The organism is Gemella sp. 27098_8_92 (assembly GCF_041433685.1).
Taxonomy (GTDB): Bacteria; Bacillota; Bacilli; order Staphylococcales; family Gemellaceae; genus Gemella.
This window is the reverse complement of the sequence record NZ_JAPWBZ010000011.1, coordinates 32,676-51,644: the sequence shown is the minus strand read 5'-3', so window position 1 is coordinate 51,644 and position 18,969 is coordinate 32,676. Positions and strand designations below refer to the sequence as shown.

General features: G+C 31.0%; 18 protein-coding genes. 13 read left to right on the top strand and 5 right to left on the bottom strand.

Going from position 1 to position 18,969, the window contains the following annotated elements; genetic code table 11:
- Nucleotides 1-78: LPXTG cell wall anchor domain-containing protein (locus O3802_RS07455; protein WP_371458971.1), on the top strand; the 78-nt coding region annotated here is incomplete at its 5' end.
- A 122-nt stretch (nucleotides 79-200) separates the two neighbouring features.
- Here the strand turns inward: O3802_RS07455 and glmS are convergent.
- Complete coding sequence (gene glmS / locus O3802_RS07450) at nucleotides 201-2,003, bottom strand: glutamine--fructose-6-phosphate transaminase (isomerizing) (RefSeq protein ID WP_371458970.1); 1,803 nt, start codon at nucleotides 2,001-2,003, stop codon at nucleotides 201-203.
- An 872-nt stretch (nucleotides 2,004-2,875) separates the two neighbouring features.
- On the opposite strand from glmS, the gene O3802_RS07445 reads away from it, so the two are divergent.
- Nucleotides 2,876-3,619: a hypothetical protein gene (locus O3802_RS07445; RefSeq protein WP_371458969.1), complete on the top strand. Its 744-nt coding sequence runs from the start codon at nucleotides 2,876-2,878 to the stop codon at nucleotides 3,617-3,619.
- 14 nt (nucleotides 3,620-3,633) lie between these two features.
- A complete protein-coding gene (locus O3802_RS07440) occupies nucleotides 3,634-5,181 on the top strand; it encodes an immunoglobulin-like domain-containing protein (protein ID WP_371458968.1) in 1,548 nt (515 codons plus the stop codon).
- Between the two features lie 129 nt (nucleotides 5,182-5,310).
- Here the strand turns inward: O3802_RS07440 and O3802_RS07435 are convergent, their stop codons facing one another.
- Nucleotides 5,311-6,093 (bottom strand): DUF6612 family protein, encoded by a 783-nt coding sequence (locus O3802_RS07435; RefSeq protein ID WP_371458967.1) that lies wholly within the window; start codon nucleotides 6,091-6,093, stop codon nucleotides 5,311-5,313.
- Between the two features lie 296 nt (nucleotides 6,094-6,389).
- On the opposite strand from O3802_RS07435, the gene O3802_RS07430 reads away from it, so the two are divergent.
- From O3802_RS07430 to O3802_RS07390, 9 genes are all read left to right on the top strand, one after another.
- Nucleotides 6,390-6,722, top strand: coding sequence for a PadR family transcriptional regulator (locus tag O3802_RS07430; RefSeq protein WP_276766672.1), 333 nt, complete (start codon nucleotides 6,390-6,392; stop codon nucleotides 6,720-6,722).
- Nucleotides 6,715-7,233, top strand: a complete 519-nt coding sequence (locus O3802_RS07425; RefSeq protein ID WP_371458966.1) for a DUF2812 domain-containing protein — start codon at nucleotides 6,715-6,717, stop codon at nucleotides 7,231-7,233. Before O3802_RS07430 ends, O3802_RS07425 begins: the two co-directional genes overlap by 8 nt.
- The gene (locus tag O3802_RS07420) at nucleotides 7,234-7,767 is read left to right on the top strand and encodes a hypothetical protein (protein WP_371458965.1); all 534 of its coding nucleotides are present in this window, start codon (nucleotides 7,234-7,236) and stop codon (nucleotides 7,765-7,767) included.
- Between the two features lie 71 nt (nucleotides 7,768-7,838).
- The gene (locus tag O3802_RS07415) at nucleotides 7,839-8,741 is read left to right on the top strand and encodes an ABC transporter ATP-binding protein (protein ID WP_111742582.1); all 903 of its coding nucleotides are present in this window, start codon (nucleotides 7,839-7,841) and stop codon (nucleotides 8,739-8,741) included.
- Between the two features lie 2 nt (nucleotides 8,742-8,743).
- Entirely contained in the window at nucleotides 8,744-9,943 is a 1,200-nt protein-coding gene (locus tag O3802_RS07410; RefSeq protein ID WP_371458964.1) for an ABC transporter permease, read from the top strand.
- A 673-nt stretch (nucleotides 9,944-10,616) separates the two neighbouring features.
- Entirely contained in the window at nucleotides 10,617-11,432 is an 816-nt protein-coding gene (locus tag O3802_RS07405; protein WP_371458963.1) for an MBL fold metallo-hydrolase, read from the top strand.
- Nucleotides 11,433-11,745: 313 nt separating this feature from the next.
- Nucleotides 11,746-12,651 (top strand): DMT family transporter, encoded by a 906-nt coding sequence (locus tag O3802_RS07400; RefSeq protein WP_371458962.1) that lies wholly within the window; start codon nucleotides 11,746-11,748, stop codon nucleotides 12,649-12,651.
- A gap of 77 nt (nucleotides 12,652-12,728) precedes the next feature.
- Nucleotides 12,729-13,793, top strand: a complete 1,065-nt coding sequence (locus O3802_RS07395) for an endonuclease/exonuclease/phosphatase family protein (protein ID WP_371458961.1) — start codon at nucleotides 12,729-12,731, stop codon at nucleotides 13,791-13,793.
- A gap of 283 nt (nucleotides 13,794-14,076) precedes the next feature.
- Entirely contained in the window at nucleotides 14,077-14,211 is a 135-nt protein-coding gene (locus O3802_RS07390) for a hypothetical protein (RefSeq protein ID WP_371458960.1), read from the top strand.
- A 45-nt stretch (nucleotides 14,212-14,256) separates the two neighbouring features.
- On the opposite strand, the gene O3802_RS07385 is transcribed toward O3802_RS07390, so the two are convergent.
- Together O3802_RS07385 and O3802_RS07380 are read right to left on the bottom strand one after the other, a co-directional pair.
- The gene (locus O3802_RS07385) at nucleotides 14,257-15,453 is read right to left on the bottom strand and encodes a dicarboxylate/amino acid:cation symporter (RefSeq protein ID WP_371458959.1); all 1,197 of its coding nucleotides are present in this window, start codon (nucleotides 15,451-15,453) and stop codon (nucleotides 14,257-14,259) included.
- A gap of 260 nt (nucleotides 15,454-15,713) precedes the next feature.
- Nucleotides 15,714-16,049, bottom strand: a complete 336-nt coding sequence (locus tag O3802_RS07380; RefSeq protein ID WP_111742593.1) for a zinc ribbon domain-containing protein YjdM — start codon at nucleotides 16,047-16,049, stop codon at nucleotides 15,714-15,716.
- A gap of 236 nt (nucleotides 16,050-16,285) precedes the next feature.
- On the opposite strand from O3802_RS07380, the gene O3802_RS07375 reads away from it, so the two are divergent.
- The gene (locus O3802_RS07375) at nucleotides 16,286-17,614 is read left to right on the top strand and encodes an FAD-containing oxidoreductase (protein ID WP_371458958.1); all 1,329 of its coding nucleotides are present in this window, start codon (nucleotides 16,286-16,288) and stop codon (nucleotides 17,612-17,614) included.
- A 53-nt stretch (nucleotides 17,615-17,667) separates the two neighbouring features.
- Here O3802_RS07375 and O3802_RS07370 read toward each other — a convergent pair whose 3' ends face one another.
- A complete protein-coding gene (locus O3802_RS07370; RefSeq protein ID WP_371458957.1) occupies nucleotides 17,668-18,882 on the bottom strand; it encodes a peptidoglycan bridge formation glycyltransferase FemA/FemB family protein in 1,215 nt (404 codons plus the stop codon).
- Nucleotides 18,883-18,969: the final 87 nt, after the last annotated feature.

The window sequence follows — 18,969 nt, the reverse complement described above, 5'->3', positions numbered from 1 at the left end:
AACAATGCAGTAGTAGCAGGATTATCAATTCTAGCGATGGCAGCATTACTAGCAGCAAGACGTAAAAATAATAAATAATAGATTTTATAAAATTATAAAGTAGAGTAGACATGTTAAGTATAGTATTAACTTGTTCTACTCTACTAGAAAATAACAAAAACCAGAATTACTAAAAAGTAGTAATCCTGGTTTTTTATTAATTATTCAACTGTAACACTTTTTGCTAAATTACGAGGTTTATCTACATCTAAACCACGTGCTACTGCCGCGTAATAAGCAAATAGTTGAGTTACGACGATACTTGCGATAGGTGCAAGATCTTCGTTAACATTAGGAATAGCGTAATCACCTTTGCGTGCTAATTTTTCTAATGTAATTATTAGGGTATTAGCTCCACGGCTAGCTACTTCACTAACATTACTACGTGTATTAAGATCTAACTTAGTATTAGTAATAAGTGCAACTACCGGAGTTTTTTCCTCGATAAGAGCAATTGTTCCATGTTTTAATTCTCCACCGGCGAAACCTTCAGTTTGAATATAAGAAACTTCTTTCAGTTTAAGGGCAGCTTCACAAGCGCTATAATAGTCAGTTCCACGTCCGATATAAAATGCATTACGTTCTGTAAATAAATCTTTTGCTAAATCTTTAATAGTTTTAGCATCATCTAAAATAGATTCAATAGCTGATGTAATTACTGATAGTTCTTGTTCAATATCAAATTTTGGCTGCATGTTTAGTTTATGTGCTACCTCATATGCTAAAATACTTAGTGTCGCAATTTGCGCTGTGTATGCTTTTGTAGATGCAACAGCAATTTCAACACCTGCGTGAAGTAGTAGTGTATAATCACATTCACGAGCTAATGTAGAAGCGTCCACATTAGTCAATACTAAAAACTTATAATCAGGATTTACACTTCGTAATTTCGTTAATACTGCACGAAGATCGGCTGTTTCTCCTGATTGTGATAAGAATATAAACATTGGTTTTTTAGAAAGAAGTGGAACATTGTATGCAAATTCTGATGCAAGGTGAACTTCTGTTGGGATTCCTGCCCATTTTTCAAAGTAGGCACGACCTACTAAACCAGCATTATAACTTGTTCCACAACCAATGATATAAAGTCTATCAGCTTCTTTAATATTGTTAATAATATTATAATCTATATTGATATTATGTCCATCAAAGTAGTGTGAGATGATATTACGCATAGCTCCTACTTGTTCATTGATTTCTTTAATCATATAGTGTTCGTGAATACCTTTGTCGATTTCTCCAGCATCTAGATTAGTAGAGAAGCTGTCGCGATTTATTACATTCCCATCTTTATCTTCAATAGTTACGCTATCTTTTTTAACAATAACTATTTCTCCGTCGTTAATTTCTAAAAAGTCGTTAGTGTATTTAATCATCGCAAGGGCATCACTACCAACAAAGTTTTTATTTCCATCGCCAAGTCCGATTAATAATGGACTTTTATTTTTTGCTACATATAGAGTATTAGCTTCTTTAGTATCGATTAAACAAAGTGCATAAGACCCTTGTAATTTTGATACTGCTTTTTTGAATGCGTCTTTAGTACTCATTCCACGATCGCTATAAACTTGAATAAGTTGAACGATAACTTCAGTATCAGTCTCAGAAACAAGATCTACTCCTTTGAAAAATCTATCTTTTAATTCTTGGAAGTTTTCGATAACACCGTTATGGACTAAAACAAAGCGTTTGTTAAAGCTTTGATGAGGGTGTGAGTTAGTAACGTTAACCCCACCATGAGTAGCCCATCGTGTATGTCCGATTCCAAGTTCAATATGAAGATTCTCAGGGATAAGTTCCTCTAGGTTTTTAATACGACCTACAGCTTTAATAACTTTTGCTTCATCGTTAACAACTCCAGCGATACCAGCTGAATCGTAACCACGATACTCAAGGCTGCTAAGCCCATCAATTAAGAATCTAACCCCGTTTGTCTCTCCAACAAATCCTACAATACCACACATATAAAAAATTCCTCGCTTTTTTTAATAATTATTTTAAAAAGTATATTTACTAATTTTATAAGAATAACTTAAGAAAAGGTTAAAATGACTCTAAAAACTTTTTGCAATGTTCGAAAGTAACAAGTATAATTAAGTATTTATAACCTATTTGATAGTTTGAAAGTACAAACAACATCCTTTTTAATATTAATTAGTAACTACTTTAAATTAAGAGATAATAATGATTTTGAGGGTAACTTTAAAATCTGATGTTAAATATTTTTACGTCACTTTGTTCCTAAAAATATAAAGGTGTACCCCAGCAGTTGCAACTAGAGTTTTTTACGTCAATCTTTCCTTAAAAACTAAGTTGCCGTTGCATACGCTACACCTAAATATTTTCACGTCACTTCGTTCCTAAAAATATAAAGGTGTACCCCATTGTACATTATTTAACGAAACTCTTAAATTCCGAAAAAGCATCCGCCGAATTTTCGATAACTTTTTTCCTCGTCAACTAAACTCAGTTTAACCGTTAGAGCTTAGTTCGGGCGCTATAACTATAAAAAATAAAACCTCCTAATATATTATCTACATTATTATACTAAATGAAAAGGTTTCTGTAAATTGATTTGATATTTACTTATAAAAGTAAAAGTTTGTTCAGTTATAAAAAATATACTTTGTTATATAACGAGGGATTTGGTTATTAATTGAAAAAAGTTATAGCATTTGTTAAAATGAAAGTAATATAAAAATAAATTTATAAATAATGACTGCCCTAGTTATAAAAATAGTTAAATCGAGGGGAGTATATATTTTTTAGAGAGTTGTTATAGTATAAAATTTTTATAGTTATTCTAATTATTATAAACAAAGTAGGAGGAAAAATAATGGTAAAAGCATTAAAGAAAGTAGCCGGATTAATGACAGGGTTAGCTGTAGCATTAGGGATGTTTGTAAGCTCTACACCTGCATTTGCCGCTAATAATATAGTGAGTAAATATAGTGAAAAAGCAAATAAAATCATAGGAGAAGTAGATTTATCTAGTACATCATATAATATAGGTAAAGAAGTGAAAAAGGGGAATAAGGTCTTCTACGAAGGTAATGTAGGGGGATCTGTAGAAGCTAGTGACTTGTTTGAAGGGGCTTATAATAAGTATGTGGCAGATTTTAAAAATAAAAAAGATTGGATTTTTGGGAAACGTTATGAGAATCTAGTTATGTTTGATTATGGCCAAGCATTTCCATCGATAAGATATACGGTGACATTTCCTAAAAGTTTTGTAATAGATGAAAAAAATATTACTGCAACGGAAAATACAGCGACTATAGGGAAAATAGAAAAATCATATAATAAAGCAACTAATTCTGTTACATTCAGATTCTTTTTAGGTAATTGGAATGATTATAAGGGATTCTTTAGTTTATATGAAAAAGAGAAAGGTACGTTAGGTCATCTTATTAAAGTTAATATCCCATATTCTGTGGATATAACTAATCAAACAGTAGCTAAACTTGGTACAATAAGTGCAAAAGGAGATTGTCAATTGTACAAATATGGGGGTATATTTGGATATGGAGCTAATATTGTAAATATAAAATCTAGCACTGAGTTTAATGTGATTAGATAGTAAGGAGAAAAATAATGAAAAAAACTAATAAAATAATATCTTCTTTAGCAGCTCTTTTAGTTTCTACTTCAGTATTTTCATCAATGAAAGGTTATGCTAGTGGCGTTCCAGATGCAGATACAGCTGTAGCAGAAAATTACTGGGCGGAGATAGAAAAAGATAATTCTATTTATGGAGGTGTGTATCCTAAATATTTGATGAAGTTACAGGATGGTGTTCTTAAGAACTCTCAGCTATCAGTTACTGCCAATTCACCAAGTACAGGGATATATAAAAATGTGAATACATTGACATATATGAGGGGAGTAGATATATTTGATGAACTTTCACAGCCAGAACTTATAGAAAGTATTAATCCTAGTGGAGATCCAAATTTCCAAGATGGCAAGTATCATAATCCGTTTAACTTTGACTTTGCAACGGACTTTATTAGAACAAGAGATCAATTAAATGTTTATGGAGATATTGCTGTTAATGGAAATACTCAGAATAATGCTGTAGCAACTCATAAAGTTGGAGAAAAGTTAAATTTAGATTTTAGTGTTGATTTAAGCAACTTTAGCAAGTGGCAAAATATAAGATTTTGGGGAAATATAAATGGACCATCAGCAAGAATGGAGTGGAAAACTAATGGTACAGAAGGGTATAGAGCTACAGATGCTGAATTATTATTTATATTAAATATTCCTCAGGGGGTTAGTGTTCCGGATACTGCTCAAATATCAGTGACAGGATTGCCTAACTTTTCTGTAAAAAAAGAAATTATTGATGGTAAGATTGTTATAAGATTACGTAAGATTCAAGAAACTAAAGGTTATATGACCGCTCAAGAATATTATGCACTGCTTAAACAAATTAAAAGAGTAACGGTTAGTATTAATGGTTTATTAGTGGAAGATACTGTTGCTACAAATAAAAACCTATCAATTACAGGTAGTGTTGTTGGAGTTCAAGATGAACTATCTACAGACTCTAAAACTATAGCAATAAATAAAAATGGAAGTGGACCAAATGATGCTCGTGCTGCATACTTCTTCGCAGCTAAACAAAGTAGTGCAGGAAGAGATTCGGCTGTCGCAACTGATAAGCAAAATCTAATTTCTTATACTTTTAAAGTGGATAAGTCTACTAATGAAGCCCCTGTTCTTAAGGTTAAAGATGCTACAATTAATAAAGGTGAGAATTTAGACTTAATGGGTCTTGTTGTTTCGGCTACTGATAAAGAGGACGGGAATCTGACTAATAAGGTAAAACTTGTTGATAATGGCGGTTTTGATAAGGACAAAGTAGGAAAGTATATTGTTACATTTAAAGTGACAGATAAAGATGGCGCTAGTGCAACTGCAAAATCTACTGTAACGGTTATAGAAAAAGTTAACAATGATGGCAACAATAGCAATAACAACAATAATAACGGTAGTAATAATGGAGAGAAGCCGTTTAAAGGGAAACTATCAAATACAGGAATCAGTATGGATAAAGGGGTATATTATGGATCTTGGTTCGGGTTATTGGTGGTATTAGGAGTGCTAACTCTTCGAAAATGGAAAAAAGAAGATTAATATTGTATTATTAAAAAAACAGTTATATAGAAATCATTTTTCTAAAGTAAGACTTTGATTGTATAAAAATAACTTCGAAAGTAATATTAACTTTCGAAGTTATTTAGTTTTACCTATATATCAAGGATTTTAGTTTCTACCGATTTCTTTAGCATTTTTAGCTTCTTCAGGAACATTGATACTATCTACTTTATTTATATTAGAATAACTAGTATTTTGAGTTATTTTCATTGTAGTAGGTTTTTCTGTGTTTTTAGTAGCAACTTCCATAATTGTTTCGTTGCTGACTGGCATAAAGTCTTTATTTACAACAAATTTGATAGTAACGTTTTTAAATTCTACGTTTTTAAACGCATCTTCTTTTACTTGTCCACCAGAAGAGTTAGCAATAGCAACCATAAGTTCTCTAAATTGATCACCATTACCGCTATATGTAAGAACGTAGTTACCTTTTTCTTCAGTTATTTTAAAGTCTTTAGCAATTTTTTTGTAGAATTCCATAACTTTTTCTGAATTAGCAATCTTTTTAAGATTATCAAATTGAGTAGTTATGTTGTTATTAGAACTTTTTACCCAAGTATCTTGTCCAGTAGCTTTTGCATATGCAACATTGTCTTTAATATACATCTCTAATGTTTGAGATTTGTTTTGAGTTTTGATCTCAGTAGTAGCATGCATAGTGAATGGCTCTAAAATTAGAGATCCTGATACTTTATTTTCTATTTTTTGAGTTTGATCCCCAATAACTATTTCAGAAACATTAGAAGAGACAAACTCTGTATTTTTTAGATTTTTAGACGCCTCTGTAGATTTGTTGATAGCTTCTTCTGCTGTTACTTTACTACAAGCAGAAAGAGTTACAGCAAGCAATGCTGCAGCAATAATTAAAAGATATTTTCTTATTGATTTCATGATATCACCTTTCCTTATAAAATAATTTAAAAATTAAATTGATATCCATATTCTAACATAAAACAAAATATATTACTAGATAAATTATAAATAATTATAAAAGGGGGCGAGACTAGATAAGGTTGAAAATAAGACAAAAATACTATTGACATATATCGATGATTGATATATACTTATATCGAAGATAGATATATCGATGATTGATATATGAGGAAATATAATTTTTGTTAAAGGTGTGTAGGAATTTTCCAGTTGCACTTATAAGTTTTATTATCAAAAAAAGGAGGCGATAAATCATGGCAAAGGCAAGTCCTTATGAAAGTGGCGAGCTAACAGATAGTATATTTTTTACATTATTGGTTCTAACCAATCCTATTCACGGATATATGATAATGCAAAAAGTTGCTGAGATTACTAATAATAGTATTATTATAGGCCCAGCGACAATGTATACTACACTAGGGAAAATGGTTGGAGTAAATTGGATAGAAGAAAAGGATATAGACAATTCTAAAAAAGAATATCACATAACAAAAAAGGGTTACGAAGTGCTGATGAAAGACTTTGAAAAAAGGAAGTTTTTATTAAATGTTGCTGATGATCTTTTAAGGGGTGGATATCATGAGTAAATATAAAATAGTTCATGCGTTTGCATTAAAGAATAGCCAATTTCTGAAAAGAATGGAATATTATAGCTCGCAAGGGTGGCACTATAAAAAGTGGGTGGCATTTTTTATAATACTAAAAAAGGGAGAGCCAAAAAACTATAGATATGAATTAGTTTATGATAGAAGGTTTACAAAAGAAAAAAAAGTATTCTATCAGGAAAATGGTTGGAAGTTAATAAGAAATAGCTTTTTTTGGCAAATATTAAGAGGTGAATCTGATGCGGTAGATTTATATACTGATAATATAGGTGAAATAGAAATGTGGAAATATCGTCTAAAATTCACGTTAAAACTAAATTTAGTATGTATTTTTATTACTATATTGGTTTTGTTAGGGAATGAGTATAGCATTATGAAGAGTCACATGTTTGAATTTGTTCAAGGCATGTTTTGTGGCGGAACGGTAGCATTAGTATTTTTAAATATTTATTTTTATATTAAATATAAAATAGCTGAGAAAGGAGAGGGTTAGATGCCGAAGTACAAATATATAACAATATGGACTAGTTATGATCAGGTTGAGCAAAAAATGACAGAACTTAGCCAAGAAGGTTATGAATATGATAATTGTTATTTTGTAATCGTAAGAATGAAAAAAACAAACACTAAGCCAAAGAAGTACAAGTTCATCTATGATAAAAACTTCTCCCCTGAAGTAACGGAATATTATAAAGCGGCTGGATGGCGTCTCTATAAGATTAAATTAACATATTTTCTAAGACTTGCAGAAGGAGACGAAAATTCTTATCCAATTTTTAGTGATGAGGAAACTGAATACGAAATTATCAAATATAGAGTTTTTAGATTTTTTTACATGTTTATTATTGGTCTTTTGTTAGCAGGTTTTTCGAATAGGGTAGATAGTTATATAGGTGAGACAGCAGGGAAGGTCGTTACAGCTTTATGTAGTGCACTTGGAGGTTTTGGTTTAGGAGGATTAATGATTTTTATACCAAAATTTTTAAAACTTAGACGAGCGTGTAAGAAAAATATTGACGGGAGTTAAAGGTTTATATTATAAAAGATTTTAAATAAATTATTTAAAAATATAATGTATAAATAAAAAGGAGAATAACTATGATTTTAGAATTTAGAAATATAGAAAAGAGCTTCGGGGATAAAAAAGTTCTTAAAGGAATTAATTTCACAGCGAAAAGTGGAGTAGCAAATGGATATTTGGGGCGTAATGGTAGTGGTAAGACTACAAGTTTTAGAGTTTTACTTGATATTTTTAAACCGGATAAAGGAGAAATCTTACTTGATGGAAAACCTCTTGACCACAGCAAGGTAAAAATCGGATATCTACCTGAAGAACGTGGTATGTACGATGGTGTTGGATTGGTAGACCAGTTGGCCTACTTCGGAATGCTAAAAGGTATGACGAAAAAAGCTGCTAGAGATGAAGCAAAAAAATGGCTAGACTTTTTTGAGTTAGAAGATAATAAACAAGCTTTGAAAACTTTGTCAAAAGGGAACGCTCAAAAAATTCAAATTATCCAAAGTGTTATGAATGATCCTGATATATTAGTTTTTGACGAGCCGTTTAGTGGGTTAGACCCAGTTAACGTAGGGAAGTTAAAAGAGATTATAACAGAATTTATCAAAAAAGATAAACTTGTAATCTTCTCATCTCACCAAATGCCGGTTGTAGAAACATTTTGTGAAGATATTAATATTTTGGAACAAGGGGAAATTGTTTTAAGCGGAAACTTAGATTATATTAAAAAACAACTTGGTCATGGGAAAATGATTTTAAGCGTTAGTAATTTAGAAAAAGAAGAGTTGCTTGCTAATTTAAAATCTATTCCAATGGGAATAGAATACAGCTTAGTACCAGAGGGAGTACTTCTTGATTTTAAAGAAGAAGGCGCTAAGAAAGAGTTGCTTGCTAAATTATCAGGAAGTAGCTTTAATGTAGAAGAATTTAAACTTTATAAACCATCATTGGAAGAAATTTTTGTAAGTCAGGTAGGTAAATAATTATGAAAAATTTTAGCACAGTATTTAATTTTGAACTTAAACAATTTTTCGGAAAAACATCAACGAAAGTTGTAATGGCAATTTATTTTGTTGTTGCGATAGGGGTAACTTTTATTCCTACTATAGCTAATAGTAACCTTTTCAAAGGACAAAGCAATGACAATTTTGAACGTAGTGGTTATGTAGTAAAAGAGGTAGACCTTAATTTACAAGATATAAAAGATGCTAAAAAGTACGATTCTCGATCAGAGTTGGAAAAAGATGTTAAAGAAGGCAAACTTGATGAGGGAGTAGTTTTAACAAAAGAAAGATACGAGTATTTATCAAAACGTAGTATTTTTAGTGGGTCTTCAAGTAATTTCCAAGAAGCATTTGGAAAAAATGTAGAAAAGTATGTTTATAAACAAAGTGGCCTTGATTATGATAAGGTAAATCAAGTTAAAGCGGCTGTTCCGAAACCGACTCTAGTTAATGTTAGTGGAGATTCTGATATGGTAGCTCAAGGTGTTAAAGTAGCGGTTGTTTATGTTTTAACATTTGTTATTTACATGACCGTAGTGCAATTCGGTAGTGTTGTCGCGATGAATGTTGTTAAAGAAAAAAGTAATCGTGCAATGGAATTATTGATTGTGACGGTTAATCCAAGAACGTTAATTCTAGGAAAAGTTTTTGCGTTATCTATTGCAGTTCTAATTCAAATGGCTTTGGCTATAGGCGGATTGTTCGTTGGAATGAAGATAAATATGCAAAGATATAGTGAGGGAATAAAAGTTATCGTTAATAATCTTGATTACAAGGTAATAGGTATAGGATTAGTCTTTACTCTAACTGGATTTGTAATGTTTATGTTTATGTACGCAGCATTTGCTTCATTAGTTAGTAAGGTAGAAGATGTCAATGGAGCGGTAACTATACCGATGCTATTATTTATGGCTGCATTCTTCGTAGATTATTATATTATGAGTTCTTCAGGTGATACTAAACTAGCAGAAATCTTATCTTACTTCCCTCTTACTTCATACTTTGTAATGTTTACAAGATATGCGATAAGTCATGTAAGTATAACGGAGCTGTTAACATCATATGGAATTTTAGTAGTAACAACGATTGTTATAGCGATAGCTTGTGTTAAAGTATATCGTTCAGCTACATTGAGATATGGACAAAAATTAAACTTCTTCAAGTTATTGCTTGGGAAATAGAATAAGTTAAAAAGGAATATCTTGTTGTACCGTCCCCCAAAAAGTTAAATTTTTTGGTCTAACTTTCAGGGGCGAGACAAGGTGTTCCTTTTTTGTAATTTTGGAACCAGGTTGTTAAATCAATGATAATTGATAATTGATTACTAAGTGGCAAAAGAATAAAAAAGAGAGCAACAAACTATATAGTATATGCGAAATAAACATTAAGTATGGTATACTATAATAAGGGGAATAATTAATAAAAAAGGAAAAAACGTTCATTGGGAAATAATAAGGAAATATTTCGTGTTATTTGTGTGTTGTTTAAAAAGAAAAAAACGATAAGAATAGGCTTTTTTAATATTTTTTTGTGGTATTTTATTGGTTAAAAAAGATAGAAAGGAGAAATAATGAAAAAATATTGAAAAATATAGAGGATGTTATAGGTAATAGGATAAATAGAAAAAATAAAGTAAATAGTATTAGTTTTAATAAAATAAGAATAAGTTATAAAAACGTATATAGTTTAATAGATTATTAATACGTTTTTATATTTTGAAGCTAGTGATTTTTTTACTTAGAGGTAATTAATGGAATTATTTTTTAGTATTATTTCCTCTAAAACTTTATTACTATCTAACTCGTTGAAAAAGTGATATAATATAAAAATGAAAAAAATCGAGGAGGTAGAAACGTGAAATTATCGGTGTTAGCCAGTAGCAGCAGTGGGAATAGTGTTTATATAGAAGATGATAATTTCCGTTGCCTTGTTGATGTTGGACTTACTGGAAAGAAAATAACAGAAAATCTTGCTCAAATAGGACGTGATATCAAGGATGTCGATGCAATATTTGTAACACATGAACATATTGATCATATTAAGGGTATTGGTGTTCTCGCTCGTAAGTATAATATTCCAGTTTATGCTAATAAACTTACCTGGGATAATATGAGTAAAATCGGTGAGATAAAACCTGACTTAAAATTCCATTTTGAAAAAGAAGATAGTAAGGTATTTAATGGATTGGTAGTTAATAGTTTCGGAGTGAGTCATGATGCAGCAAATCCTCAGTTTTACACTTTTGAAAAAGATGGTAAAAGGGTAAGTATTTTAACAGATACAGGATATATCTCAGATAAAATGGCGGATTATGTCAAAGACTCGCATACATTGGTTTATGAAAGTAATCATGAAGAAAATGTTTTGCTTAGTGGTCCGTATCCATGGACTACAAAACAGCGTATCTTATCGGATAAAGGACATTTATCTAATACAGACTCAGCCAATTACTTAACAAAAATAGTTGGAAGTAATACGAAAAACGTCCTATTAGCACACCTTAGCGAACAAAATAATACAAAAGAGCTTGCTCGTATGGCGGCAGCTATGACGTTACAAAACAAAGATATTGATTGTGAAATAGCAGGGAATAAAAAGATAGATTGTAATGATAAAATTGTAATTATGGATACAGACCCAGCTATTCCAACAAAACTAATAGATATATAAGAAGCGGTGATTATTGCTAAATAGTATTTAATAATAAAGTATAGCTTAATCTAGTTAAATATTGAACTATAACTAAACAAAAAGCAGAAAACATATAAATAAATTAGTAAAGAGCGGGGTTTATCCCCGTTCTTTTTGTGCGATTAACAATAAATTAATCAGCTAAATATAATATTATGATAATTCCATTATTTTTATTAAAACAGTTGAATTTTTTCTTAATACAATATAAAATTATAGTGGTGAAAGATATCTTTTGATAAATTTAAAAATTATATTTGCTTTCAGTAAAAAAATTTAGGAAAGGTGTTTTATGAGAAAATTTATTTCGGAATTAATATTAATAGGCGTAGTTATTATATGGGGATTAGCATTTATTTGGCAGAATATTGCGAGTAAAGTGTTAGGACCACTTACGGTAGTCGGGCTTAGATCTCTTATTGCTGTTATATTTATAACGCTGGTGGCTGTTTTAGTACCAAGCCTTTATAGGAGTCAGGCTCCAAAATTGATGGGGGAAGTTAGTTCCTCTAAGAAACTTTGGTTAGGTATTATGTGCGGTGTAGTGTTATTTCTTGCCATGTATATTCAGCAAATTGGTATAGGGATGACAACAGCAGGAAAAGCGGGCTTTATTACTGTTCTGTATATTTGTATAGTTCCGTTTATCGGAATGTTTTTAGGAAACAAGTTGAATAAATTCTTTATTATAGGACTTATTTTAGCTGTGGTAGGGTTCTATCTATTATCGGTAAAAGAAGAATTTAGCCTGGAATTAGGGGACATTATAGTTTTTATCAGTGCGATTTTCTTTGGGATACATATTATCGTTATTGATTATTCAGCGTTACGCGTTAACTCAATGTTCTTATCGATAATTCAATTGGTAGTGGTTGCTATCTTTAGTTTAGGACTAGCGTTAATTAAAGAAACAATTATCTTAGGTGATATACTTAGTGTGGTGTCTCCATTACTTGCTCTTGGTATTTTATCAAGTGGTTTAGGTTATACAGGGCAAATAATTGCCCAAAGAGAAATTCCACCGCATACAACATCGCTTATTATGAGTTTAGAATCGGTAGTTGCAGCTATAGGTGGAGTGCTTATCCTTAACGAGCATATAGGACTTCGTGAGGGTATTGGTATGGTGGTTGTTTTAGTAGGGATTATTATTTCACAATTACGTGACAAAAAACCTCTTGATCTAAAACAAGAATAAGAGTATTAATTAATAAAATAAGGAAGGTTATAAGAGGGGGTTGGTAAAACACCAATCTCTTTTCTATAGGTAGAGTGATGAAAAAAATAATTAAAATATTAGGTAGTATTATTTTAGCTTGTGTCTTAGCATTTGCAGGCTTGGTAGGTTATTTAATGATTACAGAGTATAAACCCCAGGATATTGAAAAGTTAACGGCTGTCCAAAGTGCGAAAACACAGGTAGTTAAGTTAAATACAGAGTATAATGCGTTAGATTGGAATGTCGGATACTTTGGTATGGATAAAGATGTTGATTTCTTTATGGATGGCGGAAAAATGGTTCATCCGATTGATAAGGCGCATGTAGAAAACAATTTAACCAATATTACGCGTATTATTAAAGAAGAAGCGGCTGATATTACGTTTTTACAAGAAGTTGATGTTGATTCTAAACGTACATATAATATTAATCAAGTTAACTATTTGGATAAAGAATTAGATAATAGTAGTATTTTTGCATACAATTTTAGAGTTTCTTATATCCCTTATCCATTACCGCCACTAGGAAAGGTGAATAGTGGTATTTACACTTCTACAAAATTTAATATAAAAGATGCTGAAAGATATCAAATGCCGATTCCATTTACTTTCCCAACGAGGTTAGCGAACTTAAAACGTGGTTTTTCAGTGATTTACAGTGACATAGAAAATAGTGATAAAAAGCTAGTCCTTATTAATGCGCATTTAGATGCATATGATAAGGATAATAAAGGGAAAATAGCGCAGACAAAACAACTCGTAGAATTTATGGAAAAAGAATATGCCAAAGGAAACTATGTTTTAGTAGGAGCTGATTTTAATCAGGAGCTTAGAGATTTAACAAAAGAGGAAATAGAAAAAACTCCGGTGGAGCTTTGGCGAGCAGAATTATTCGATAAAACATTGTTAAAAGATAAGTTCAAATTATACTATGATAATAGTCGTCCATCAGCACGACTTAACAATAAACCGTATGAAAAAGGTTCTAATGGGACATATGAGTTTTTAATAGATGGTTTTATCGCAAGTGGTAATATAGAAGTATTACAAGTGAAAACATTAGACCAAGATTATAGATATAGCGACCACAATCCTGTAAAACTTAGATTTATATTGAAATAAAAATTAATACTAAAATAAACAACATGATTTTTTAAAACTTCATGTTGTTTATTTACTTTGTGGTTGAGGGATGAGTTTCAAAATATTTATTTATCGAGGTTTTTAGATGCCGATTCTCAATTAAATAAGAGAGTTAAGAATATTTGCTAGTTAGTGTATATTGAGAATATTTGAAAATTTAATGCCTTTTTTATATAATAAAGATAGAAGTATGAGATAAATAATAAGCATAAATAATAGTTCATGATATAGTAATAAAATAAATATAAAGGATGTGAAAATTATGAATTATGGAAATGTAATAGTGTCAATTCTAACGTTGTGTATAGGGTTATTACTTTTGTTTGTCATTGTTAATTTAGCATATTATTTATATAAGAAAAATAAGATGTTAAGAGATAGCGATAGACAAAAATAAATATAAAAAAACCGGACTTGAATTTAGTTTCAAGCCCGATTTTTATTATGCTTCTTGATTGTCTTTTTTAAAGAATACTCTATTCAATCTATCAACGATAGCTGATAAAGCACCGTCTCCAGAGATGTTACATGCTGTTCCAAAGCTATCTTGAGTGATGTAAAGAGCAATCATAAGAGATAGCATGATTTCGTTGAATCCAAGAACAGATTGTAATAATCCAAGAGCAGCCATAACAGCTCCACCAGGGACACCAGGAGCAGCAACCATTGTTACTCCTAGAAGTAGAATGAATTTAACCATAACTACAGCTGATGGGAAACTAGCTCCGTGTTGTAACCAGTAAACAGCAGAGGCACAAGTAGTTAAAGTAATTGTACTACCTGATAGGTGAATAGTTGCAAATAACGGAATAGTGAAGTTTGCAATATTTTTGTCAACGCCCATGTTTTTAGCACTTTTTAGTGTAACTGGGATAGTAGCTGCTGATGATTGAGTACCGATAGCTGTCATGTAAGCTGGTAAAATTTTAACAAGCATCTTGAATGGGTTTCTCTTGTTCATTGAACCTGCAACAGCATATTGGATAGCAATAATTATAAAGTGTAATAAGATTATTAGAACGAATACTAAAGCGAAGATTTTTAAGATTTTGAATACTTCACCAGAAGCAGTAATGTTCATGAATACCCCAAGGATATATAGTGGTAATAGTGGAATAATTAATGAAGAAAGTAATTTTTCAATAATTTCTCCAAAATCATTGAATCCTTGTTTAAGACCTTCAGATTTAGTTGCTGAAATCCCAATACCTAAAATAAATGAAATAATAAGTGCTGTTGTGACATCAAAGATAGGTGTCATTTTGAATTCGATATAACCTTTAAGCATTAAATCTTCTGGGTTTTGGAAAGTTTGTAAAGTAGAGTTAGCAAGTAAGTTAGGTAAAGTTACTTTTGCTACTAGGAAAGCGAATGTTCCAGCGATAAGTGTAGAGATATAAGCAACTCCAGTAGAAAGCCCAAGAAGTTTCCCTGCGTTGTTAGACACTTGGCTAATACCTGGTACGATAAATCCTACAATAATTAATGGGATAGTAAATCCTAAGAATGAGCTGAAAATTGATGAGAAAGTAACGAATCCTCTAATAATAGAAGTCGGAAGGAAGCTTCCTAAAGCAATCCCAAGAGTAACAGCTAAAATAAGTTTTGCTAATAATGGTATTTTTTTATAAAAACTCATGATAATATTCTCCTTTATTTATTTAAAATTTATATAAATAGATAACTTTATACAAAGTTATCTTTACATTTAAAACTACAATTGTATTTTTTAAAAAGACATGTGTTCATTATACAAGAAAAAAAGAGTTTTGTAAAGGGAAATTGTCAGAAAATTTCGTTAAAATAAAAAAATATAGGAATTAGATATAAAGATTACCCTCTTTATTGGAAACTTAATATCCAATAAGGAGGGCATCAAAATATTTTGCCTATTTCTACTTATATTTTTTTAACAAATTCACTTTTTAGTTTCATTGCACCAAAACCATCAATTTTGCAGTCGATATTGTGATCTCCATCTACAAGACGAATATTTTTAACTCGTGTTCCTTGTTTTAGTGTAGAAGAACTTCCTTTAACTTTTAAATCTTTAATTACAGAAACAGTATCTCCATCTTGAAGAATGTTACCGTTAGCGTCACGGTAAACTTTTTCTTCCTCAGCATTAGCAGCATCTTCTGGTGACCATTCATGAGCACACATAGGGCATACTAACATATTTCCGTCTTCATAAGTATATTCACTATTACACTCTGGACAATTAGGTAGTGTCATTTTTCTTCCTCCATAAATTTTCAAATTTGTACAAAGATTATTATATCATAATCAGATGTAATATCAAATTATATTTTGGAGAAATCATATATTAAAGTGAATATATGATTTGTGAGCAAAAAAGTTGTAAGTTTTAGAAAACAGTACTAAAATTTTAAAAAAAGAGATAATTAGTTTGGTAGATACTATATTAATATCTTTCAGACTATATTTATTGAGACAAAAGGAGTCAAATAATGATTAAATATGATTTATTAGTAATTGGATTTGGAAAAGCAGGAAAAACATTAGCTGCCACTTTTGGAAATGAAGGGAAAAAAGTAGCAGTTGTAGAAGAAAGTAGTGAGATGTACGGTGGAACTTGTATCAACATCGGATGCATACCGACAAAAACTCTAATTGTTGCTGCTGATAATAAAAAAGATTTTGAAGAGGCAAAAGCAACTAGAGATACTGTTGTATCTAAACTTAATGCGAAAAACTTCGCAATGCTTGACAATAACCCTAATATAGATGTTTATACGGCTAGTGCGAAGTTTGTATCTAATAAAGTAGTGGAAATTTCGGTAAACGGTGAAACTAAGCAGTTAGAAGGGGATATTGTTGTAATTAATACGGGAGCAAAAAATAATGTACTACCAATACCAGGATTAACAACATCTAAAAATATTTACGATAGTACACAGTTTCAAAAATTAGAGTCTACTCCAAAAACTCTAGGAATTATTGGTGGAGGAAATATTGGGATAGAGTTTGCTAATTTATATGCACGTTTCGGTGTAGATGTTACTGTTATTGATTTTGCACCAACTGTATTAGGACGTGAAGATAAAGATATAGCTGAAATGGCCAAAGGTTATTTAGAAGAAGCGGGAGTAACGTTTAAATTAGGGACAGCTACAAAAGAAATTCGTAATAATGGAGAAAAAGTTGTAGTTGATACAGAAAAATATGGTGAGTTAGAGTTTGATGCTCTTTTACATGCAACAGGGCGTCGAGCTAACACAGAAAACCTTGGATTAGAAAATACAGATATCAAAGTAAATGAAAGAGGCTTTATAGAAGTTGATGATTATTGTCAAACAAATGTAGAGAATGTTTTTGCAGTTGGTGATGTTAATGGTGGCTTACAGTTTACATATGTATCATTAGATGACTTTAGAGTGGTAAATGGATACCTTCACGGTAATAAGGAATATACAAGAGCAAATCGTAAAAATGTTCCTTACTCAACATTTATTTCACCAGTATTATCTCATGTAGGACTTCACCAAGCAGAAGCTGAAGAAAATTACTCTAACATAGCGGTAGCAAGTCTGCCAGTTGCTAATATGCCAAGAGGAGCAGTTAATCAGGATCAAAGAGGTATATATAAAGTAATAGTTGATAAAGATACTAATTTAATTCTTGGTGCAACACTATTTGGAAAAAATTCTGAAGAGATTATAAACATAATAAAAATGGCAATGGATAATAAAATTCCATACACTTATCTAAAAAATCAGATTTTCACACATCCAACAATGGCTGAGAACTTGAATGATGTATTCAAATTAATTAAATAGAAAAGATTAAATCCCTGCAGAACTAAGTTCAACAGGGATTTTTTGATTATTGACTAGCGCTTTATAAGTTTTAATAATTTTCTACGAAGCGGTAAACCGTAGTTATACATTAGGTTGAATGATTGAGAAAGAACTAGGTCAAATTCTCCGTAATATTCAACTATATTAGGAGCGAATTTTGATTTGAAACCAAGAAGGCTGTCGTTAAGATTCCCTTCGATTCCACCCATCGATACTTCACTGATGCCCATCATTTGAGCTGTTTTCATCGTATCAGAGAATACTTTGTATTGTGCAGGTAATTTTGCAAAGCTTTCATTCATCCCCGCATAAATAATCTCCGCATGATTTCCATAGGCTATGGTAATAGCTGCACTAATTACTTGGTCTTTAGTTTTATCTTCAATCTCAAGGGTATTAAACAATATTATTAATTTTTCTATTCCAGCTACTTGCTCGATAAGAGTGCGTTTTTTCTTAGGAGATTTTTCTCCAAGTTCTTCGATTTCTAGTTCTAAATTTTCTTTACGCATTTGGCATTCTTTTAGTGCTTTTTCGATATTTATATATGAAATATAAAGTAGTGCATTATCTCCAAAAGTATCTAATAAGTTTTCGAAATACTCACGTCCACGTAATGAGATGTTTTTTCTTTTTTCTGTGCAAGATAGAGCAAACAAGAAATCATCTAAGTTTTCTTTTCCACAACGACGTACTTCAACAAATTTTTTATCAGCATCACGAATCAAACGACGTGTATCCTTAGGAAAAAGGTCAGGTACTTCAGCAGTTAGCTTAGTTACAGTGTTGAAACGAGGTTGGATAGTGCTACTCATATCAAGACTGAATCCTTTATGCTTATATCCATATTTTTTAAATACCTTTATAAGCTCATTATCTGTTCTTTCTACATTTATGTCTTTAAACTCGTGGAGTTTTTCATCTTTAATCGCAACAGGAATGTCCAACTTAACAAGTTTTGCAGTTTTATTTTTTGCATATTTTTTTAGATTTTCTAAAAAAAATGATACAAGTTCTTTATTATCATAATCCATAATAGGACCACGAGGGGCATACCATAGACCTTTTCTAGTAAGTAATTGAGTGGCTGCGATAATATTGTTATCATCATCAACAACAGCAACGTGCTCAACACCCCAGGTGTTTTTTATTTGTGCCCACTCTGTCGCTTGCATCATGTTCCCAAGTTTATGATTTTTTACAAATTCTGTATATTTTTCGGTATCAATTTCGGTTAAAAATTTCATAAGTTACCAATCCTTTAATTCAAAGTACAATTAATGATACCAAATTATAGTGGAAAAATCAATTTTGAGAAGGGTGTATATTTACAA

What these genes read in the sequence shown, in the direction of transcription:
- O3802_RS07445 (WP_371458969.1), top strand. Translation starts at nt 2,876, where the DNA reads ATGGTAAAAGCATTAAAGAAAGTAGCCGGATTAATGACAGGGTTAGCT.
- glmS (WP_371458970.1), bottom strand. Translation starts at nt 2,003, where the DNA reads ATGTGTGGTATTGTAGGATTTGTTGGAGAGACAAACGGGGTTAGATTC.
- O3802_RS07370 (WP_371458957.1), bottom strand. Translation starts at nt 18,882, where the DNA reads ATGAAATTTTTAACCGAAATTGATACCGAAAAATATACAGAATTTGTA.
- O3802_RS07385 (WP_371458959.1), bottom strand. Translation starts at nt 15,453, where the DNA reads ATGAGTTTTTATAAAAAAATACCATTATTAGCAAAACTTATTTTAGCT.
- O3802_RS07425 (WP_371458966.1), top strand. Translation starts at nt 6,715, where the DNA reads ATGAGTAAATATAAAATAGTTCATGCGTTTGCATTAAAGAATAGCCAA.
- O3802_RS07390 (WP_371458960.1), top strand. Translation starts at nt 14,077, where the DNA reads ATGAATTATGGAAATGTAATAGTGTCAATTCTAACGTTGTGTATAGGG.
- O3802_RS07430 (WP_276766672.1), top strand. Translation starts at nt 6,390, where the DNA reads ATGGCAAAGGCAAGTCCTTATGAAAGTGGCGAGCTAACAGATAGTATA.
- O3802_RS07415 (WP_111742582.1), top strand. Translation starts at nt 7,839, where the DNA reads ATGATTTTAGAATTTAGAAATATAGAAAAGAGCTTCGGGGATAAAAAA.
- O3802_RS07435 (WP_371458967.1), bottom strand. Translation starts at nt 6,093, where the DNA reads ATGAAATCAATAAGAAAATATCTTTTAATTATTGCTGCAGCATTGCTT.
- O3802_RS07380 (WP_111742593.1), bottom strand. Translation starts at nt 16,049, where the DNA reads ATGACACTACCTAATTGTCCAGAGTGTAATAGTGAATATACTTATGAA.
- O3802_RS07410 (WP_371458964.1), top strand. Translation starts at nt 8,744, where the DNA reads ATGAAAAATTTTAGCACAGTATTTAATTTTGAACTTAAACAATTTTTC.
- O3802_RS07440 (WP_371458968.1), top strand. Translation starts at nt 3,634, where the DNA reads ATGAAAAAAACTAATAAAATAATATCTTCTTTAGCAGCTCTTTTAGTT.
- O3802_RS07395 (WP_371458961.1), top strand. Translation starts at nt 12,729, where the DNA reads ATGAAAAAAATAATTAAAATATTAGGTAGTATTATTTTAGCTTGTGTC.
- O3802_RS07400 (WP_371458962.1), top strand. Translation starts at nt 11,746, where the DNA reads ATGAGAAAATTTATTTCGGAATTAATATTAATAGGCGTAGTTATTATA.
- O3802_RS07375 (WP_371458958.1), top strand. Translation starts at nt 16,286, where the DNA reads ATGATTAAATATGATTTATTAGTAATTGGATTTGGAAAAGCAGGAAAA.
- O3802_RS07420 (WP_371458965.1), top strand. Translation starts at nt 7,234, where the DNA reads ATGCCGAAGTACAAATATATAACAATATGGACTAGTTATGATCAGGTT.